Genomic DNA, 15,172 nt, shown 5'->3' on the forward strand with positions numbered 1-15,172 from the left:
ATGGTTTTCCTCCTGCTGTTATTGTTTAAGCCTCTGCTTCTTTTTCTGCCTCGCGGCGCTGTGCGACTGCCCGGTTGATGGCTGAGAATAATGCCTGTACACTGGATGCGATGATATCATCATGCAGTCCCACACCCCACTGATTCTTTTTGCGGCAGTCGATGATTTTCACATAGGATACCGCTCTGGACGAGGACCCCTTGCTTAACGCATGTTCCTTGTAATCCAGTATGTCAAAGGTCAGATTCATATTGTCACGCAGGGCATTGCTGACGGCATCCAGACGGCCGTTTCCCGTAGCGGTGATAAACTGCGTCTTTCCCTCATAGGTGATGTTCATCGTCACGGTCACGATATCACCCTGACGGACAAAGTGATAATCGTTGAGTGCATAGGGTGCGTTCACGTTCATGTATTCCTTCTGGAACAGATCGTTGATCTCATTTGGCAGCAGCTCCTTGTGCTCATGGTCGGATACATCCTTCATATAATAGCCAACCTGCTCGCGCATATCGGATGGCAGATCATAGCCGTAGTATTCCTCGAGCATGTAGCCGATGCCGCCCTTACCGGATTGCGAGTTGATGCGGATAACATCTGTTTCATAGACACGTCCGACATCTCTTGGATCGATTGGCAGATACGGTACCGTCCAGTGATCAGGATCCTGGGCATCACGGTAATGCATGCCTTTGGCAATGGCATCCTGATGAGAGCCGGAGAAGGCTGCGAATACCAGCTGACCGGCATAGGGCTGACGCATGTGTACCTGCATACGGGTACAGCGCTCATAAACCTCGACAATGTGCGGCATATCCGTGAAGTTCAACTCAGGATCGATTCCCATCGCATACATGTTCATTGCAAGTGTAATAATATCCACATTTCCGGTACGCTCCCCGTTGCCAAACAGCGTTCCCTCGATGCGGTCCGCACCTGCCAGAATACCCATTTCCGTATCAGCAACGCCACACCCGCGGTCATTGTGCGGATGCAGGGATACGATAACATTCTCACGATAGTTCATATGCTTGCACATGTATTCAATCTGCTGTGCGTAAATATGCGGCATACTCATTTCCACAGTCACCGGCAAATTGATGATGACCTTGTTGTCCGCAGTTGGCTGCCATATATCCAATACGGCATTGCAGACCTCCAGGGCATACTCCACCTCTGTTCCGGTAAAGCTTTCCGGTGAATACTCAAAGCGGTAATTGCCGCCGTCCTCCTCTGTCAGCTTCTTTAACAGCTTGGCACCCTCCACAGCGATATTCAGAATTTCTTCCTTTGATTTTTTGAACACCTGCTCGCGCTGTGCCAGAGATGTGGAATTGTATAAATGAATCACTGCATTTTTTGCGCCCTTAACAGCTTCAAAGGTTCTGCGGATGATATGCTCTCTTGCCTGTGTCAGTACCTGAACCGTTACATCCTCCGGAATCAAATCCTCATCGATCAGCTTGCGCAGAAATTCAAATTCCGTCTGACTGGCTGCCGGAAAGCCGATTTCAATTTCCTTAAAGCCAACCTCTACAAGCAGCTGGAAAAACTCGATTTTTTCATCCAGACTCATCGGTATGATCAATGCCTGATTGCCATCCCGCAAATCCACGCTGCACCATTGGGGTGCTTTTTCTATATATTCTTTCCCTGCCCAGTCCATGCATGGCTCCGGTGGTAAAAAATACTGTCGTTTGTACTTCTGATATCCTTCCATCATCCTGTCCTCCTTTTTGTAACAAAAAACTTCCATCTCTATACTAAGAGACGGAAGTTTATCACCAATTCCGCGGTACCACTCTTGTTGAATGATGAAAAGCATCATTCCCCTCACATATCCAGACTTCGAATATGTTCTCACGATAACGTGTGAGCAGACGGTAACGTTTACTGGCATCGTGTGATGTGTTCAGGTTACAGCTTACGGGTGAGTGGATAAGATTTCTGCGCCGCTTTTCACCAGCCAGCGGCTCTCTACAGCAGAAGGTTCCTATGCTGGTCCCGATCCTTGCCTTTGGTTTTGTAGTCACTAACAAAAGGATATAGCATTTTTTGTAAATTGTCAATGTATTTCTGTAATTCCGTTACATTATTTTGTGAAAATATTTTCATCCCTTTTTCATCACGGCTTGCTGTTTTATCACAGAAGACAGCTGTGCTCCTATCATGGAATCACAGGGATACTAATATTCTTCCGGTATTGCGATATAACCGCTGTGCTTGAAGGCCTCCGTCTGCAGCTCCCTGACAATGGATACCCCTGCACTTGTCCCAATACGCAACGCTCCACTGGAAACCATTTTTTTGAATGTACGTGCATCCCGTATTCCTCCGGAGGCTTTTACCTTGACTGCGGTACCGACACACCTGCGCATCAGTGCCACATCCTCTGCAGTAGCTCCTGCGCTTCCAAAGCCGGTTGAGGTTTTCACAAAATCCGGTTTGACAGCCACCGCAATTTTACACATCTGTTTGATTTCATCCTTTGTCAGATAACAGGTTTCCAAAATGACCTTGCACAGCTTTCCATTGTTTCTGCATACCGTGACGATTTGCTGCATTTCCTCTTTTACATACTCCCAGTTTCCGGCCTTAACTTCAGTTAAATTGATCATGTAATCAATTTCATCCGCTCCGTTTTGTATGGCATCCTCCGCTTCAAACACCTTGGCAGCGATTGTTGTCTGTCCCAGCGGAAAGCCGATTGCAGCTCCCACATGAACATCACTGTCCCGTAAGTATTCCGCACATAATGCGGTTTGTGAGGAATTGATGGCTGCCATCGCGAAATGATATTCTCTGGCTTCCTTACACAGCTTTTCCATCTGTTTGCGTGTTGCATCTGCTTTGACATAGGTATGATCAATCATCCCTGCCAGCTCTTCTACTGTCCATCGTTTCATAAGTATCTCCTATCCAGAAAAGTCCTGCCTTTTCTTATTGATATATCACACCCCTGTTGTTACCTAGAAGGAAGGGGGATCCTGTAGATGAAATGCTTACTTCAATGCGATATGCTGATTTCAATTCTTATAAATCTAAGCATTTTACTTCGCCAGCATAATTACGCAGGTTTTCTTATAAAAAGCAATCCCATATCCTATAATATCCGTATATCCTCTTTCCTGTAAACCATCGATATAGTTCATTTCCCTGATCTGATGACATGCTTTTTGTGCGGTTATTTCTATATCCTTTTCTTTTGTTGCAACCTTAACTTCAAGCACAAGTCCTCTTTTTTTCTTATAAGCCGGTAGTACCATGATATCACTACGGCCATTACCGGTTTCCTGATTGGATACGATTTGATAATCACTGAGCATACCGACCAACATTCCATGATAAAATTTTTCATCATAATCGAAATAGCTTATGGATTTAAACAATATGGTATTCAAAACTTCATTTGCGGTTTCCACATCTTCTTTCATGAATGCATCAACCAATGTTCTGCTCTTTGCTTTAACCTGCTCCTGAAACCATTCTTCAAATATCAAGGTATAGATTCGGTTGATTTCCTTATTCGGTATCATAAGCTGATATACTGCTTTATCTTTATCGACACACGCTATCGCTTTCAGATAGCCTGTGAACAGCAGAAAACTGTAAATGTTGTTTATCTGATCCATCTCACGATAGGTTAGTTCATATCTTACCGTTTGTGTAATCCTTCCACCAGATGTCAGCGTATCAAAATCCGTTCTCATTTGTGAATCGGCTTTCTGAATGTATTGATATATAATATCATTCCCACTCGTATTCGCCCAGAAAGATTCCGGTACATCATTTCCCTGCAGGATTTTCAGCACATATTTCAGTACGCTCCATGGATTGTATATCTCTTTGTTTCCAAACAGATAACCGTCACGCCATGGGCGGGCAGCGCCTACCACTCTTTTACGGTTTGTTCATATGATTTTAAATGATAGTACTCTAAAAGCTTTAGTGTTTCTTCCGGTGTGAACCCAAAGCAGGTACTGGATGGTTCTTCCGTAATGGAATACCCATTGAAATTATTTACTCCTGTGAAAATACTCTCTTTCGCAATTCTCAAGCATCCGGTAAGGATTCCCTTCTCCAGAGCATCATTTGTTTTTAAAGCAGCACTGAATATACCGCTTAAAAAGTCTGCCATTTCATCATAATATCCGTTTAAATATGCACTTTGTAATGGAACATCATATTCATCTATTAAAAGAATCACATTCTTATGGTAATGCTGCTTCAGGCATACACAAAGAAATTTTAATGCATTCTGTAAGTCCACATCACTCTGTGTGCGGCGTGAGTAAGCGACAAGCTGCTCTTTATCGAAGGTGCTTACTTCCTCACTATCGAGTAATTCCTTATTATTTCTGACAATCTCCTGAATCAGGATTGCGAACATTGCTTTTTGATTTTCGAAAGAGACTTGTTTCATATCTTTCAGAGTTATGAAGATGACCGGATACTGATTCTGATATCGTAGAATCTCTGCATCCTTTGTGATATGCAGACCATCAAAAAGATAAGCATTCTCCTTCTGCTTTAATGAGAAAAAATAATAAAGCATATTCATATTCAGAGTTTTACCAAAACGTCTGGGTCTTGTATATAATGCGACCTTTTCTTTGCACACATCCTTTATAAACAGTGTCTTATCTACATAATAATATTCACCATCAATCAATTCTTTAAAACTTTCAATGCCAATTGGTATATGCTTCATAGGTATCAGCTCCTGTAGCTATATTATATCACGGCAGCTGTGACAGATAAAAGAGAATTACGTTCTTTATGTTGGTACCACTATATTCTGATAGTAAGATATGCTACAATCTCTGTAGATATGGAAAAGTTAGGAGGTTCTTGTTATGTATATTGTACGTCCCATTACAATGGAAACCCTCTGGGGAGATACACGTCTGCATGCCTATCAGGGAGATCGTGCTGCTCAGACGATTGGCTGTGTGTATACACTGAGTGGAATCGATGGAATCGACTGTGAAATTTATAATGAAAAGGAGGAAACAACCCTTCGCAGGGCAGTCAAGAAGAATCCTGCTGTCTTTGGTCTTGAAGATGGTGAGGAATTTCCTTTGATCATCGCTTTTGATTCCTGTGCACAGGATGTCAGCTTTCAGATTCATCCAACCGATACCTATGCAAAGGAGCAGCTGCAATTGCCCTATGGAAAAAGCGAGGCCTGGTATTTCATAGAGAAGCCAAGTGAAGGTTGGGTGTATGCCGAGAACAAAGCGGGTCACCGAGCAGTTGTTGAAGCTGCGCTGCAAAAGAGAGATTTTCATGGTGTCATCGATCACATACCCGTTTCTGAAAATGACCTTGTGTATATCCGAAGCGGCATGATGCATGCCCTTACCGCAGGGTCCTTGATCTATGAGATTCAACAGTCCACCAACATCACCTACCGCTTATATGATTATGAGCGAAAGGATATGCATGGTCATACAAGACCACTCCATGTGAAGGAAGCACTTGCGAATCTGGATTCCTCCCTGCATGTCCAAAAACAGAACTTTTCAGAAGGAAGCAGCTTCGACCAGCGGGAGTTCTCTTTGCGACACCTCACCTTATCCGGCAGCTATACGAATCCATATTCCATCGCATCCGTGATATCCGTGGTTTCCGGCAGTCTTCAGGTAGATACCTTTACCGTGTTACGGGGTGGTAGTATCCTTGTTATGCCAGAGGAATGCATTCAGCTTACAGGAAGTGCAGAATGCATCATTGCGGCAGCCCATCCGTATTGGAGAGCGCAGGATCAGGAATGAAAGGAGCTACAAAAAACGTGTATATCAGAACTTTGGTTCCAGTATACACGTTTTCGTTTTTTATATTAGACCTCTTATAGCTTTCGCAGATAATAATTCTGATAAAGTGTGCCATCCCAGCCGACCAGCGACTCCTTTGATGGGGAAAATCCCATTTCCAGCAATACAGCCCTGCGTTTTTCTGCTTCCTGTACACATTTGGTTATAACCTGTGTACACTGAAAAAAATCACGGATATGCGGCAGAATCAAAGAAAGGATCTCTTGAAGACAGGATTGTTCTTCATATTTCCTTAAAAGATCAAGACGCAGTACAGCTGTATTGTCATAGGCGCCATTCGCCGAACGTTTAAAAAGCTCCATCGTCCCGATTGCAGTCGAGGAAGTACAATCCAGAATACTCCAGCGAACAAACCCTTCTCTATGGTATTCCATAATCCAGTAATTGATTGCCTGTTCCATTGGTATTCTGCTCGTATAATAAAAATCATCTTCACAATTATCACAATTGCAAAGAGCAACTGTTTTTGGATCGCTGTATACCTTTCATAAATCATTCACATCACTCTGTTTTACGAATCGAATACGATAATTTTCATTTTGATAGATAGGACATTGTCTATATGGATTCATTGCATTCTCCTTTCTGTCACATAATTGTTATGCTTGTGACAAAACCATCATAACAAAAAAACTGCGACAGCGTTATGTCTCAGTTTTCATGAACTTCAGATTATTCACACATTGCATAGTAAATAAACATTATGGAAGTGCTACAATCAAACATGACTTCTTATAAAATGCAATTCCATATCCTACGATATCTGTATATTCTTTCTTTTGCAAACCCTCCAGATACTGCTTTTCCTTTATCTGCTCACATGCCTGAACTGCTGCATGTTCCATCTCTTCCTCTTTTGAGGCTACTTTTAATTCCAGCAGGAACCCCCGTTTCTTCTTATAGAACGGAAGCACCGCAAGATCGAACCTTCCCAACCCGGATTCCTGATTTGAAAGAATCTGATAGTTGTTCATTTGTTTTCAATGCTGCACTGAAGATACCGTCAAGAAAATCAGTCATTTCTTCATAATAAGCATTTAAATACGCATTTTGCAAAGGTACATCACGCCTTGGGCGGGCAGCGCCTATTCATCTATCAGAATAATTACTTTCTTCTGATAATGTTTATATAGACATTGACTTAAAAAGCGCAATCCATTTTTTAAGTCAGCAATGTTCACATCACCTTCCTGATAGCATATGAGAAGTTTTTTATCAATATCATCCAGTCGCTCACTTGTAAGTAAATCCTTATATTTACCTGTCAGCTCCCGTATGATCACTTTGAAAATATCGATCTGATTCTGAAACCTGATATCCTTCATATCCTTAAGTGTTATCAGGATAACCGGATACTGATTTTGATATTGCACTGCAATCTTGTATTTGGTAATGTTTGACCCGTTGAAAAGGTACGCGTTTTCTTTTTGTTTGATTGAGAAAAAATAATAGAGCACGCCTGGGCGGGCAGCGCCTACTCATGTTCAACGTTTTCCCGAATCTTCGCGGTCTAGTATACAGAACAACTTTTTCTTTCAGTACATCCTGAATAAACATGGTTTTATCTATGTAATAATATTGATGATCGACCAATTCTTTAAAGTCTTCTACACCGATCGGCAAACGCTTCATGTCATCAGCTCCTTAATGGTATTATACCAAGTAATTGGAAAATCTCAATCCTGTTACTGGCCTATACTGTACCAAGCACAAGATGAAAGCTCACACTCCCCTGTTCCTGTGTCATAAAAATATCGCCATCCATTTTCTGCATCAGCTGTTTGCAAATATACAAGCCCAGACCGTTTCCTGCATGGTTGTTAACATTGTTTCCCCGGTAAAAGCTTTGAAAGATAGCACCGGCATCACTTTGCTCAATATAGGAGCCGGAATTTTCTAGTTTCAGTATACTGTGATGATCTTCTTCATAAAAGGATACGTGAATCCATTTTCCATCTCCGTATTTCATCGCATTATCAACAATATTGCCAATAACTTCACGTAACCTTGTCAAGTCTGTATAGACCAGCTGATCCTTACAGAGGGATTGCTCATAGGATATCAGTGCCAGTTCAATGCGCTCCTGTTCCCGCCTCAGCAAGACTTCCACATCATGGAGATAGACCTCTTCCATATGTACATCAAAATCAAACAAATCTTCATTGCTCGTATGCATGATTTCCTTTACATACTGATCGATTTTATCACAATTTTCATACAGACGCTCACAGATCAGCTCTTCCGAATACAGGTGCTCCTTCATTGCGTCCGTATACAGGCGGATGTTGGAAAGTGGTGTCTTAATATCATGGGAAAGAGAGGCAATCATTGTCTGCTTTTCCTTCATCAGCGCTGTTTCTTTTTCCTCATGATGGCGCAGCTCCTCCTTCATCACATCAATTGCCCAGATAAATTTGCCGAAGAATCGATGCTTTTGCTGGGGCAGCTCATACGTGAAATCTCTGTTTTTCAAAGCTGTTGCCATAGCCTCCATATTATGGAAGGGCTGTATGATCTGCCGGCGGATATAGAATAGAAGATAGACAACAAGCAATATGACACCAAGCAGGGTGGTATTGATAATCCAGAAGATTGAGGACGGTATGCGCTGTACGCGATAGGTAAAGCGATAGAAGCTGCCCTCCTGCTTTGCCGGAAGAAACACACTTCTTGTACGGGAGCGGTCCATATAGGATTGCATGGAGGTCTTCTTCAGTTCAAGCAGTTCAACCTGAATTTTTGATGAAGCAAGCTCATTCATCCGCTTTCCCTTCTCCAGCTCTTTTGCCATGCGATTGATTTCTACCAGTGCTTCATCCGGTATTGTTTCATCCCGCAGCTGTAAGAGTAGTCCGTTTAATCCTACCAGAAGCAGCAGAAGCAGTGCCGGGACAAGCACGGTCAGCCTATTCCATGCCTTCATAGCGGTAGCCTACTCCCCATACAGTAATCAGCCGCTTTGGATGACGCGGATCGGTTTCTATTTTTTCACGCAGTGTATTGACATGTGTCGTCAGCGTGGACAGCTCACTTTCAGAGGCATCTGTCCAGATTGAGGAAAATATATAGTCCTTACGCAGCGTTGTATGCTTTTTTCTCAGCAGCAGAATCAGCAGCTCAAACTCCTTTACCGAGAGGGCCAGCTGCTTTCCTTTCAATGTCACATTGCGACGCTCGATGTCTACCAGAAGATCATCGTCCTTCAGCACATTGCGCTCCTCCTGCATTTCATAGCCTCTTCTCAGCTGAGCTTTAATTTTAGCCAGCATAACAGCCATGGCGAAGGGCTTTTCTACATAATCATCCGCTCCCAGCTCATAGCCCAGCAGCTGGTCACTTGTCTGTGTTCGTGCACTCATGATGATTATGGGAAGATTGCTGCTTTGTCTGGCCTGCGTACAAATGCGAAAGCCGTCCATGTCCGGCAGCATAATATCTACGAGAAGAAGACGCACCCTCTCCTGCTGTAAAAGAGTAAGTGCGTCATTTCCCTGCTTTACACAGCGTGTCTGATATCCCTCATGCAACAGAAAACGCTCTAATACATCACGCAGCTCATCATTATCCTCAACAACAAGAATATCAATCATACACACGCATCCCTTCTACCAGCCTTTTTCCATCAGCCAGCTGTATACCTTCTTTTCCCGTTCCTTCAGCTCATCCGCATGCCTCAGCACACCGATATCGAGATTGCTTTCAATCTTACCATCATTGATATAGCAGATGCGTTGTGCATAGGAAGCCACCTTCACATCATGCGTTACCATCAGGATTGTCGTCCCCTGTTCATGTACCCTTGAAAACATATCCATGACTTCCTTTGCATTGGAGCTGTTTAACGCGCCTGTCGGTTCATCCGCAAACAGAATCTGCGGTTGGTTGATCATTGCTCTGGCAATACAGGCACGCTGCAGCTCTCCGCCGCTTACCTCCTGAATGCTATGTCCTGCAATTGAGGTGATCTGAAACTTCCGCAGCAGCTCGTCCGCATAGGCATTGATTTCCTTATGCTCCCTTTTCTTTGCCATATAGCCGGGAAGTATCACATTATCATAAATGTTCAGGTTATTTAGAAAATGCATCTGCTGGAAGATAAAGCCCATTTCATGCAGGCGCAGCTTCGCCATTTCCATTTCATTATACCTGCTGATTTCCTTATGGTCAAATTCCACGGTTCCCGAGTTGATATGATCCATACCGCTAATGGTATACAGCAGGGTGGATTTACCGCTGCCGCTTGGTCCCATGACGGCGATGAATTCTCCTTTGTGAATGGAAAGATCCACATTGCGCAGGACATGATTCTGCTTTTTATTTACGACAAAGCTTTTGCATAGCTGTCTGACCTCTATTATTGTTTCCATACATATTCTCCTCCTTATGAATCACTCCGTTGTATTTATATGCTTTTGATACGGTACCGAAAAATTTTATTCCTCACTCAAATCTTTAATATTCCATGCCGGTATGGTACGATTGACAATCCATTGCGCTGCCATGGCTGACAGAATGAACAGCAACGGATACAGAACATACATGTTGAGTGTAGCACTTCTCAGCGCTACGCTCCCCATACCCATGGATTCCAGATAGGCCTCCAGCAGTCCGTTCGTGCAAAAGGTGTGTAACAGAATTCCCAGCACTAGACCGCATAGTATCTGAATCATACAACGAGCAAACAGCCATTTGCGGATATTGCGTTTGGCATAGCCCATACTGCGCATCAGAGCAATCGCTTTTTTTGCACGCAGCATGTGCAGCTTGGAGAACAGTATTGTCAAAGCGAAGGTAATGACCAGAATAATCGCAATAATCAGATTCGACATCATGGTGATCTGCTGCGGCATATTTCCGCTGAAGGATTTCGTCATCTGCCTGCTGTCAATCAGCTTCAACCCCTTATACTCCTTTTTGATAGTTTCTGCGACCTGATGGTTGGTTAATTCCCCCTGTGATAGGTGAATCACCAGATAGCCGGTATAAGCATATTCATATTCAATATCACCTGCGAGGATGTTATTCCCCAGATTCATCATACTGCTGTAAATACCGCTAATGAGGTAGGTGTTTTTCTTCCCTTCGTATTCCATGCTGATGGAGTCGCCGACAGTTTTCCTATAACGCTTAGCCAGTGTAGTAGTCAGGGCAAGCTCATTGGACAACTTGGGAGCCTTGCCGTAATCAAAGGTGATCGTATTCCCATCAGCGCGTTTCATGAGAAATACCGAGGTATTCAGACCATCATCGCTGAGGGATGCACTGGTCATGGTTTCAATATCGACACGGACATGCTCATCGTAGACTTTCAAATCGCGAAGCACCATAGCACGCTTTTCTTCCAGATCCTTTATGGTGTTGCCTCCGTTTTGCTGGGAGTAGAGATCTCCAGATGATATTTTCAGAATCTGCAGAAAGGTATCCTTTTGAAAAGCATCCTTGAGGGTTAGAGGGACGAGTATCAATACCATGCAGAAAGCGTAGATGATGACCATCATGAGGAAGTGCTTTCTCTGTGCCATTAAATCGTTGAAGGCCAGAAAGCTGTGAAGTTGATGAAGGCGGGTTTTGGCAAGTGTGAAATGCGTGTGTTCTTTATAGGTCTCTCCCTCATTCCCTTTGCGAATGGCATCCATCGTGCTTTGTTTTTTCAGCTTTCTCAATACCAGAGTTGTCACGGTATAGATAAGTGCCGGTATCAGGATAACAATAATCAGGGAGAGATAGGTGCCTGTGTTCCCCGGCATAACGGGAACGATGCCAGCCTGCATACCTTCCAGCAGATTAGTAAACGGGATAGAGATAAGGAATCCGATAAAAACACCGATAAGTGAAATACTCATATATTTCATTAGATAGAGCGGTTTTATTTGAGAGTGCTGGAAACCGATTGCTTTCATGATACCGATTTCTGCATAGCTGCTTTCAATCTGAAAGAGGATGGTGAAGCGAATGATCAGAAAGGACATGCATAGCAGAATGATGCCACTCATGAGAAGCATGGCACTGGTGCCGAGGCTGACTCCCATAAAGGAGAGCTCTGCAGTTTCTTTGTCTACGAGAATCGCATTAGGTAATCCGGCCTTCTGCATTTCATATTCCAGCTGCTTTGTGTTTGGCCCGTCGTTTACCGAGAGTACCACAGCATGATCAATGTCCTGCGTGACATCATATTGAATTTGATAATCTGCAGGGTGCAGGATGATGCGTTTTTGTCCCATCATATCAGAACCGTATACGGAATCACGTACAAAGCTGGTGATTTTATAGGTGTAGGTCCTGGTACCGCGCAAAATCTGGAAGGTGTCATTGAGCTGTAGATTCAGCTGATGCTTCATAGATAGCGGGATGCCGACCTCACCCGGTTGGATGTCCGGGGTTTTGTTGTTTTCATCGAATAGAAAATTATAGGTCTTTGGCAAGGTTGTCGCAAAGCAGCCGGAGCTTTCCAGGTCGTTGGTGCCATTGAAGCGCATAACACTCAGCGGCAGGGTGATAGCATGCTCGATTTGATATGCATCAATGTCTTTTGCTTTCATGAAGGCTGTGATTTTCTGTACATCTTTTTTTGTAATATTCATCATGGAAAAGTTATAGTCTGCCACCTTTCCCATATCGTCCATGAAGTAGGATATCTGGTTTTGTGATGAGTAGATCAGGGATATACTGGCACAGGACAGCATGGTGGATACGGCAAGGAATATCATTACCATGAAGTTGGTCAGCTTGCCATGCAGCAGGTCGTTTTTTAGTAGTCGCAGCAACATTTTGATTACCTCTCATTTCTGTATGGTCAGTATATCGCAGGAATTCTAAAGAAATCCTAAAGTGAAAGAAATTATGAGTGAACATGGGTATTATTATACAGGAATGTAGGGATGGATGCTATAAATATGGAAGATGTGATGAGTTCAGAGGTTTGTAATTTATGTAAATTTCTGACAGAATAATCAAGCAAGCGGTCTAAAATCAGCATATGTTCAAAAGAAGAGGCAGATACGCTGGATTAGGTATCTGCCTTCTTTGCTCTACATGATTTCTGCACATCCTAGTGCTATGGCATTAGTCATTCTATCTCATATTTACCTTCCTCTTCTATTTTCGGGAGTTACTATAATAGATAATTTAGGTAACGCCTTGGTATCAAACTGTTTTTCTTAAATATTTCTACTAGGTTGTTCTCGACTGTGCTACTTTTTTCACCATTCACACCTATTAGCATATAAATATAAGCTTCTGACTGTCTTCTATCTGATTACATATCAGTTCCAGTTAATTAATGTATATTTAACCCCTTCCATCATTTTACATTTATGGATTCAATTAATTTTATATCTTATATAAAGGTATACCTTTTTATTAATAAAGGGTATACAAATGCTTATCTCATTCCATTCTACACGCTGCTATTATCAAGATTTAGGAAAGAAATAAACTGTTTACAGAAACTGCTTTCTATCTCTCCAGGAAGAAGTTCAATCCACAGGCTATATGTGTCATGAGTAATGAGTTCATTGCAAATTATCACGATAATGAAGCAGATAGTTAAAAAAATGGAAAGGGAATCTTGTATTGGCTGTCAATGAATCAAAAATCATTCTTCTCAACACAAAGGAAAATGCATCTGCATTCGGAAGAATCTCTGCATCTACAAATCCAACAAAAAATCAATCAAAACCTGTAGGAGGACTTTTATCTACCTTACATGACTGTCTAAACAATACGTTTTTAGATATGCAATTCGGTTCATGTATATTAAGTGAAATGGCACTAGCAGCACAACATATCAAAACTTATTGTGAAAATTATGTTGAAAAGCAATCTTTACCTTTGATTGCGGGTATCCGTCTATGCGACTCATAGATCAACTGTTACAACAAAAACAATACTTTCTATTTCGTGTATCTTCTGTTTTTTTTAAAGCTTATTTGGATCAGGTACAGGATGGTGAAGACAGATAATTTGAAGTAACATTCGATAAACGACAAATCACTATCGAGAGGAAATTGGATTTCGCCAGGATCTAATGAATACCACATATCAGCTTCGGTTCACTAAGATCATCATAGGAAAAGACGAATATGGAGAAGACATTGTGGAATTCCTGATATCTGACCTGCCAATGGATGAATACAGCATAGATGACTTAAAGGAATTGTATCATCTGCGCTGGACGATAGAAACATCCTATAATCGGCTTAAGAACAGGATGAAATTGGAGAAATTCAGTGGATTCAAAGAGATACTCATCTATCAGGATATTTATGCAGATATATGGTTGTATAATTTGATATAACTAAAAAAAATAGAAATTAATGAAAAAGCAGCTATTGAACAAAAGGAAGATGGAGAATGCGTAATCAAGCAAAATTTCAACAAGACAGTGGACATTATGAAAAAAATGTTTATCAAATCATTGGTAATGATAGATGAAGATATCAATAATACTGCAATGCAAGTGATTGAGGAAAATATTATGAACAACGTCATGTGGATAAAAAAAGATCGATCCTATAAAAAGCATATTGATATATATAGCATAGTTGCCCTCATATTTTTTCATAATGCTCTTTTTACTATGTTTCAGGGGTTAAATATGTTTATAAAAAGATTAGACATCTACATTTCATCTCTTGTGCAGACATCTAATCTATTTTTTATTTTGTCAACTTCCTTAACTTATTGGCATTGCTTCTTTAACTACATTTTTTTCTTATTTATTTCTTATTTCATATCTATTAAGGTAATCGTCCGACATGTCCTTCTGATGCGTTATCACGAAAAATTATTTCTGCAGGATTACCAATAACTATAGAATTACTTGGCACATCAAAATTTACGAATGTATTTGGTGCAATTAATACATCATCCCCGATTTTGATATTGCCAACCACTGTTGAATTAGCTCTAATAGCGACTCTATTTCCTATTGTCGGCACACCTTTTCTTTTTCCCCTAATGTCTCTTCCAATAGTAACTCCGTGGGTTACCATAAACTGATCTCCAATTTTTGATTCACCATTAATAACAATTCGACCCCCAATGTCCAATAACAAAACCTTTTCCTATATTTTTTATTTTGTATTTCTAGTCCATATTTATATTGATATTTTTTTTAATCTTAAAGAATAAAAAATATCTCCATATCGTGTCATAATTAGATTGATATTTTCTAAACAATTTTACTGCCTTCAATTCAACCATCATTTTCTCACGTACAGTTAAATCGCCGTCTTTATCTCTGAAAGTAGAAAATGCATAACTATCATTTGCAAATAACTCTTTGTACATTTTAAAATTTGGTATCCAAAATTTGAATGAAATCATTTTTTTTA

The 15,172-nt window shown here is 41.4% G+C and carries 13 protein-coding genes, 2 pseudogenes and 1 other annotated feature; of the genes and pseudogenes, 3 read left to right on the plus strand and 12 right to left on the minus strand.

Annotated features, from left to right (window positions below):
* Positions 1-25 precede the first annotated feature (25 nt).
* The 3 genes and pseudogenes from leuA to G4D54_13820 all read right to left on the minus strand — a co-directional run bounded on the left by leuA (position 26) and on the right by G4D54_13820 (position 4,711).
* The gene (gene leuA, locus G4D54_13810) at positions 26-1,720 is read right to left on the minus strand and encodes a 2-isopropylmalate synthase (protein QJA05204.1); all 1,695 of its coding nucleotides are present in this window, start codon (positions 1,718-1,720) and stop codon (positions 26-28) included.
* Between the two features lie 43 nt (positions 1,721-1,763).
* Positions 1,764-2,021 (minus strand) — a binding site (T-box leader).
* 165 nt (positions 2,022-2,186) lie between these two features.
* The gene (gene deoC / locus G4D54_13815; GenBank protein QJA03446.1) at positions 2,187-2,906 is read right to left on the minus strand and encodes a deoxyribose-phosphate aldolase; all 720 of its coding nucleotides are present in this window, start codon (positions 2,904-2,906) and stop codon (positions 2,187-2,189) included.
* Positions 2,907-3,050: 144 nt separating this feature from the next.
* A pseudogene (locus G4D54_13820) lies at positions 3,051-4,711 on the minus strand (AAA family ATPase).
* A gap of 145 nt (positions 4,712-4,856) precedes the next feature.
* Here G4D54_13820 and G4D54_13825 point away from each other — a divergent pair.
* Positions 4,857-5,777, plus strand: coding sequence for a mannose-6-phosphate isomerase (locus tag G4D54_13825; protein QJA03447.1), 921 nt, complete (start codon positions 4,857-4,859; stop codon positions 5,775-5,777).
* Positions 5,778-5,851: 74 nt separating this feature from the next.
* Here the strand turns inward: G4D54_13825 and G4D54_13830 are convergent, their stop codons facing one another.
* The 8 genes from G4D54_13830 to G4D54_13865 form a co-directional block, all read right to left on the minus strand.
* Positions 5,852-6,238 (minus strand): hypothetical protein, encoded by a 387-nt coding sequence (locus tag G4D54_13830; protein ID QJA03448.1) that lies wholly within the window; start codon positions 6,236-6,238, stop codon positions 5,852-5,854.
* Between the two features lie 300 nt (positions 6,239-6,538).
* A complete protein-coding gene (locus G4D54_13835) occupies positions 6,539-6,811 on the minus strand; it encodes a hypothetical protein (GenBank protein QJA03449.1) in 273 nt (90 codons plus the stop codon).
* A gap of 111 nt (positions 6,812-6,922) precedes the next feature.
* Positions 6,923-7,210 carry a hypothetical protein gene (locus G4D54_13840; protein ID QJA03450.1) on the minus strand — a complete coding sequence of 96 codons (288 nt, stop codon included), beginning with the start codon at positions 7,208-7,210 and terminating at the stop codon, positions 6,923-6,925.
* Positions 7,167-7,469, minus strand: a complete 303-nt coding sequence (locus G4D54_13845) for an AAA family ATPase (protein QJA03451.1) — start codon at positions 7,467-7,469, stop codon at positions 7,167-7,169. The genes G4D54_13840 and G4D54_13845 overlap by 44 nt, the downstream gene beginning before the upstream one ends.
* A gap of 61 nt (positions 7,470-7,530) precedes the next feature.
* Positions 7,531-8,760: a HAMP domain-containing histidine kinase gene (locus tag G4D54_13850; protein ID QJA03452.1), complete on the minus strand. Its 1,230-nt coding sequence runs from the start codon at positions 8,758-8,760 to the stop codon at positions 7,531-7,533.
* A complete protein-coding gene (locus tag G4D54_13855; protein ID QJA03453.1) occupies positions 8,744-9,427 on the minus strand; it encodes a response regulator transcription factor in 684 nt (227 codons plus the stop codon). The genes G4D54_13850 and G4D54_13855 overlap by 17 nt, the downstream gene beginning before the upstream one ends.
* Positions 9,428-9,442: 15 nt before the next feature.
* Positions 9,443-10,204 carry an ABC transporter ATP-binding protein gene (locus tag G4D54_13860; protein QJA03454.1) on the minus strand — a complete coding sequence of 254 codons (762 nt, stop codon included), beginning with the start codon at positions 10,202-10,204 and terminating at the stop codon, positions 9,443-9,445.
* A gap of 66 nt (positions 10,205-10,270) precedes the next feature.
* Positions 10,271-12,604, minus strand: a complete 2,334-nt coding sequence (locus tag G4D54_13865) for an FtsX-like permease family protein (protein QJA03455.1) — start codon at positions 12,602-12,604, stop codon at positions 10,271-10,273.
* Between the two features lie 805 nt (positions 12,605-13,409).
* Between G4D54_13865 and G4D54_13870 the strand changes: the two genes are divergently transcribed.
* Both G4D54_13870 and G4D54_13875 read left to right on the plus strand, forming a co-directional pair.
* Positions 13,410-13,700 carry a hypothetical protein gene (locus G4D54_13870; protein ID QJA03456.1) on the plus strand — a complete coding sequence of 97 codons (291 nt, stop codon included), beginning with the start codon at positions 13,410-13,412 and terminating at the stop codon, positions 13,698-13,700.
* A 163-nt stretch (positions 13,701-13,863) separates the two neighbouring features.
* On the plus strand, positions 13,864-14,133 hold the full coding sequence (locus G4D54_13875) for a transposase (protein ID QJA03457.1): 270 nt from the start codon (positions 13,864-13,866) through the stop codon (positions 14,131-14,133).
* A gap of 442 nt (positions 14,134-14,575) precedes the next feature.
* Here the strand turns inward: G4D54_13875 and G4D54_13880 are convergent.
* Positions 14,576-15,164, minus strand: a pseudogene (locus tag G4D54_13880) (serine acetyltransferase).
* Positions 15,165-15,172: the final 8 nt, after the last annotated feature.

This window comes from [Clostridium] innocuum, from assembly GCA_012317185.1.
GTDB classification, from domain to species: domain Bacteria; phylum Bacillota_I; class Bacilli_A; order Erysipelotrichales; family Erysipelotrichaceae; genus Clostridium_AQ; species Clostridium_AQ innocuum.

What these genes read in the sequence shown, in the direction of transcription:
- G4D54_13865 (QJA03455.1), bottom strand. Translation starts at nt 12,604, where the DNA reads ATGTTGCTGCGACTACTAAAAAACGACCTGCTGCATGGCAAGCTGACC.
- G4D54_13850 (QJA03452.1), bottom strand. Translation starts at nt 8,760, where the DNA reads ATGAAGGCATGGAATAGGCTGACCGTGCTTGTCCCGGCACTGCTTCTG.
- G4D54_13835 (QJA03449.1), bottom strand. Translation starts at nt 6,811, where the DNA reads ATGAACAACTATCAGATTCTTTCAAATCAGGAATCCGGGTTGGGAAGG.
- G4D54_13845 (QJA03451.1), bottom strand. Translation starts at nt 7,469, where the DNA reads ATGAAGCGTTTGCCGATCGGTGTAGAAGACTTTAAAGAATTGGTCGAT.
- G4D54_13830 (QJA03448.1), bottom strand. Translation starts at nt 6,238, where the DNA reads ATGGAACAGGCAATCAATTACTGGATTATGGAATACCATAGAGAAGGG.
- G4D54_13875 (QJA03457.1), top strand. Translation starts at nt 13,864, where the DNA reads ATGAATACCACATATCAGCTTCGGTTCACTAAGATCATCATAGGAAAA.
- leuA (QJA05204.1), bottom strand. Translation starts at nt 1,720, where the DNA reads ATGGAAGGATATCAGAAGTACAAACGACAGTATTTTTTACCACCGGAG.
- deoC (QJA03446.1), bottom strand. Translation starts at nt 2,906, where the DNA reads ATGAAACGATGGACAGTAGAAGAGCTGGCAGGGATGATTGATCATACC.
- G4D54_13855 (QJA03453.1), bottom strand. Translation starts at nt 9,427, where the DNA reads ATGATTGATATTCTTGTTGTTGAGGATAATGATGAGCTGCGTGATGTA.
- G4D54_13860 (QJA03454.1), bottom strand. Translation starts at nt 10,204, where the DNA reads ATGGAAACAATAATAGAGGTCAGACAGCTATGCAAAAGCTTTGTCGTA.
- G4D54_13825 (QJA03447.1), top strand. Translation starts at nt 4,857, where the DNA reads ATGTATATTGTACGTCCCATTACAATGGAAACCCTCTGGGGAGATACA.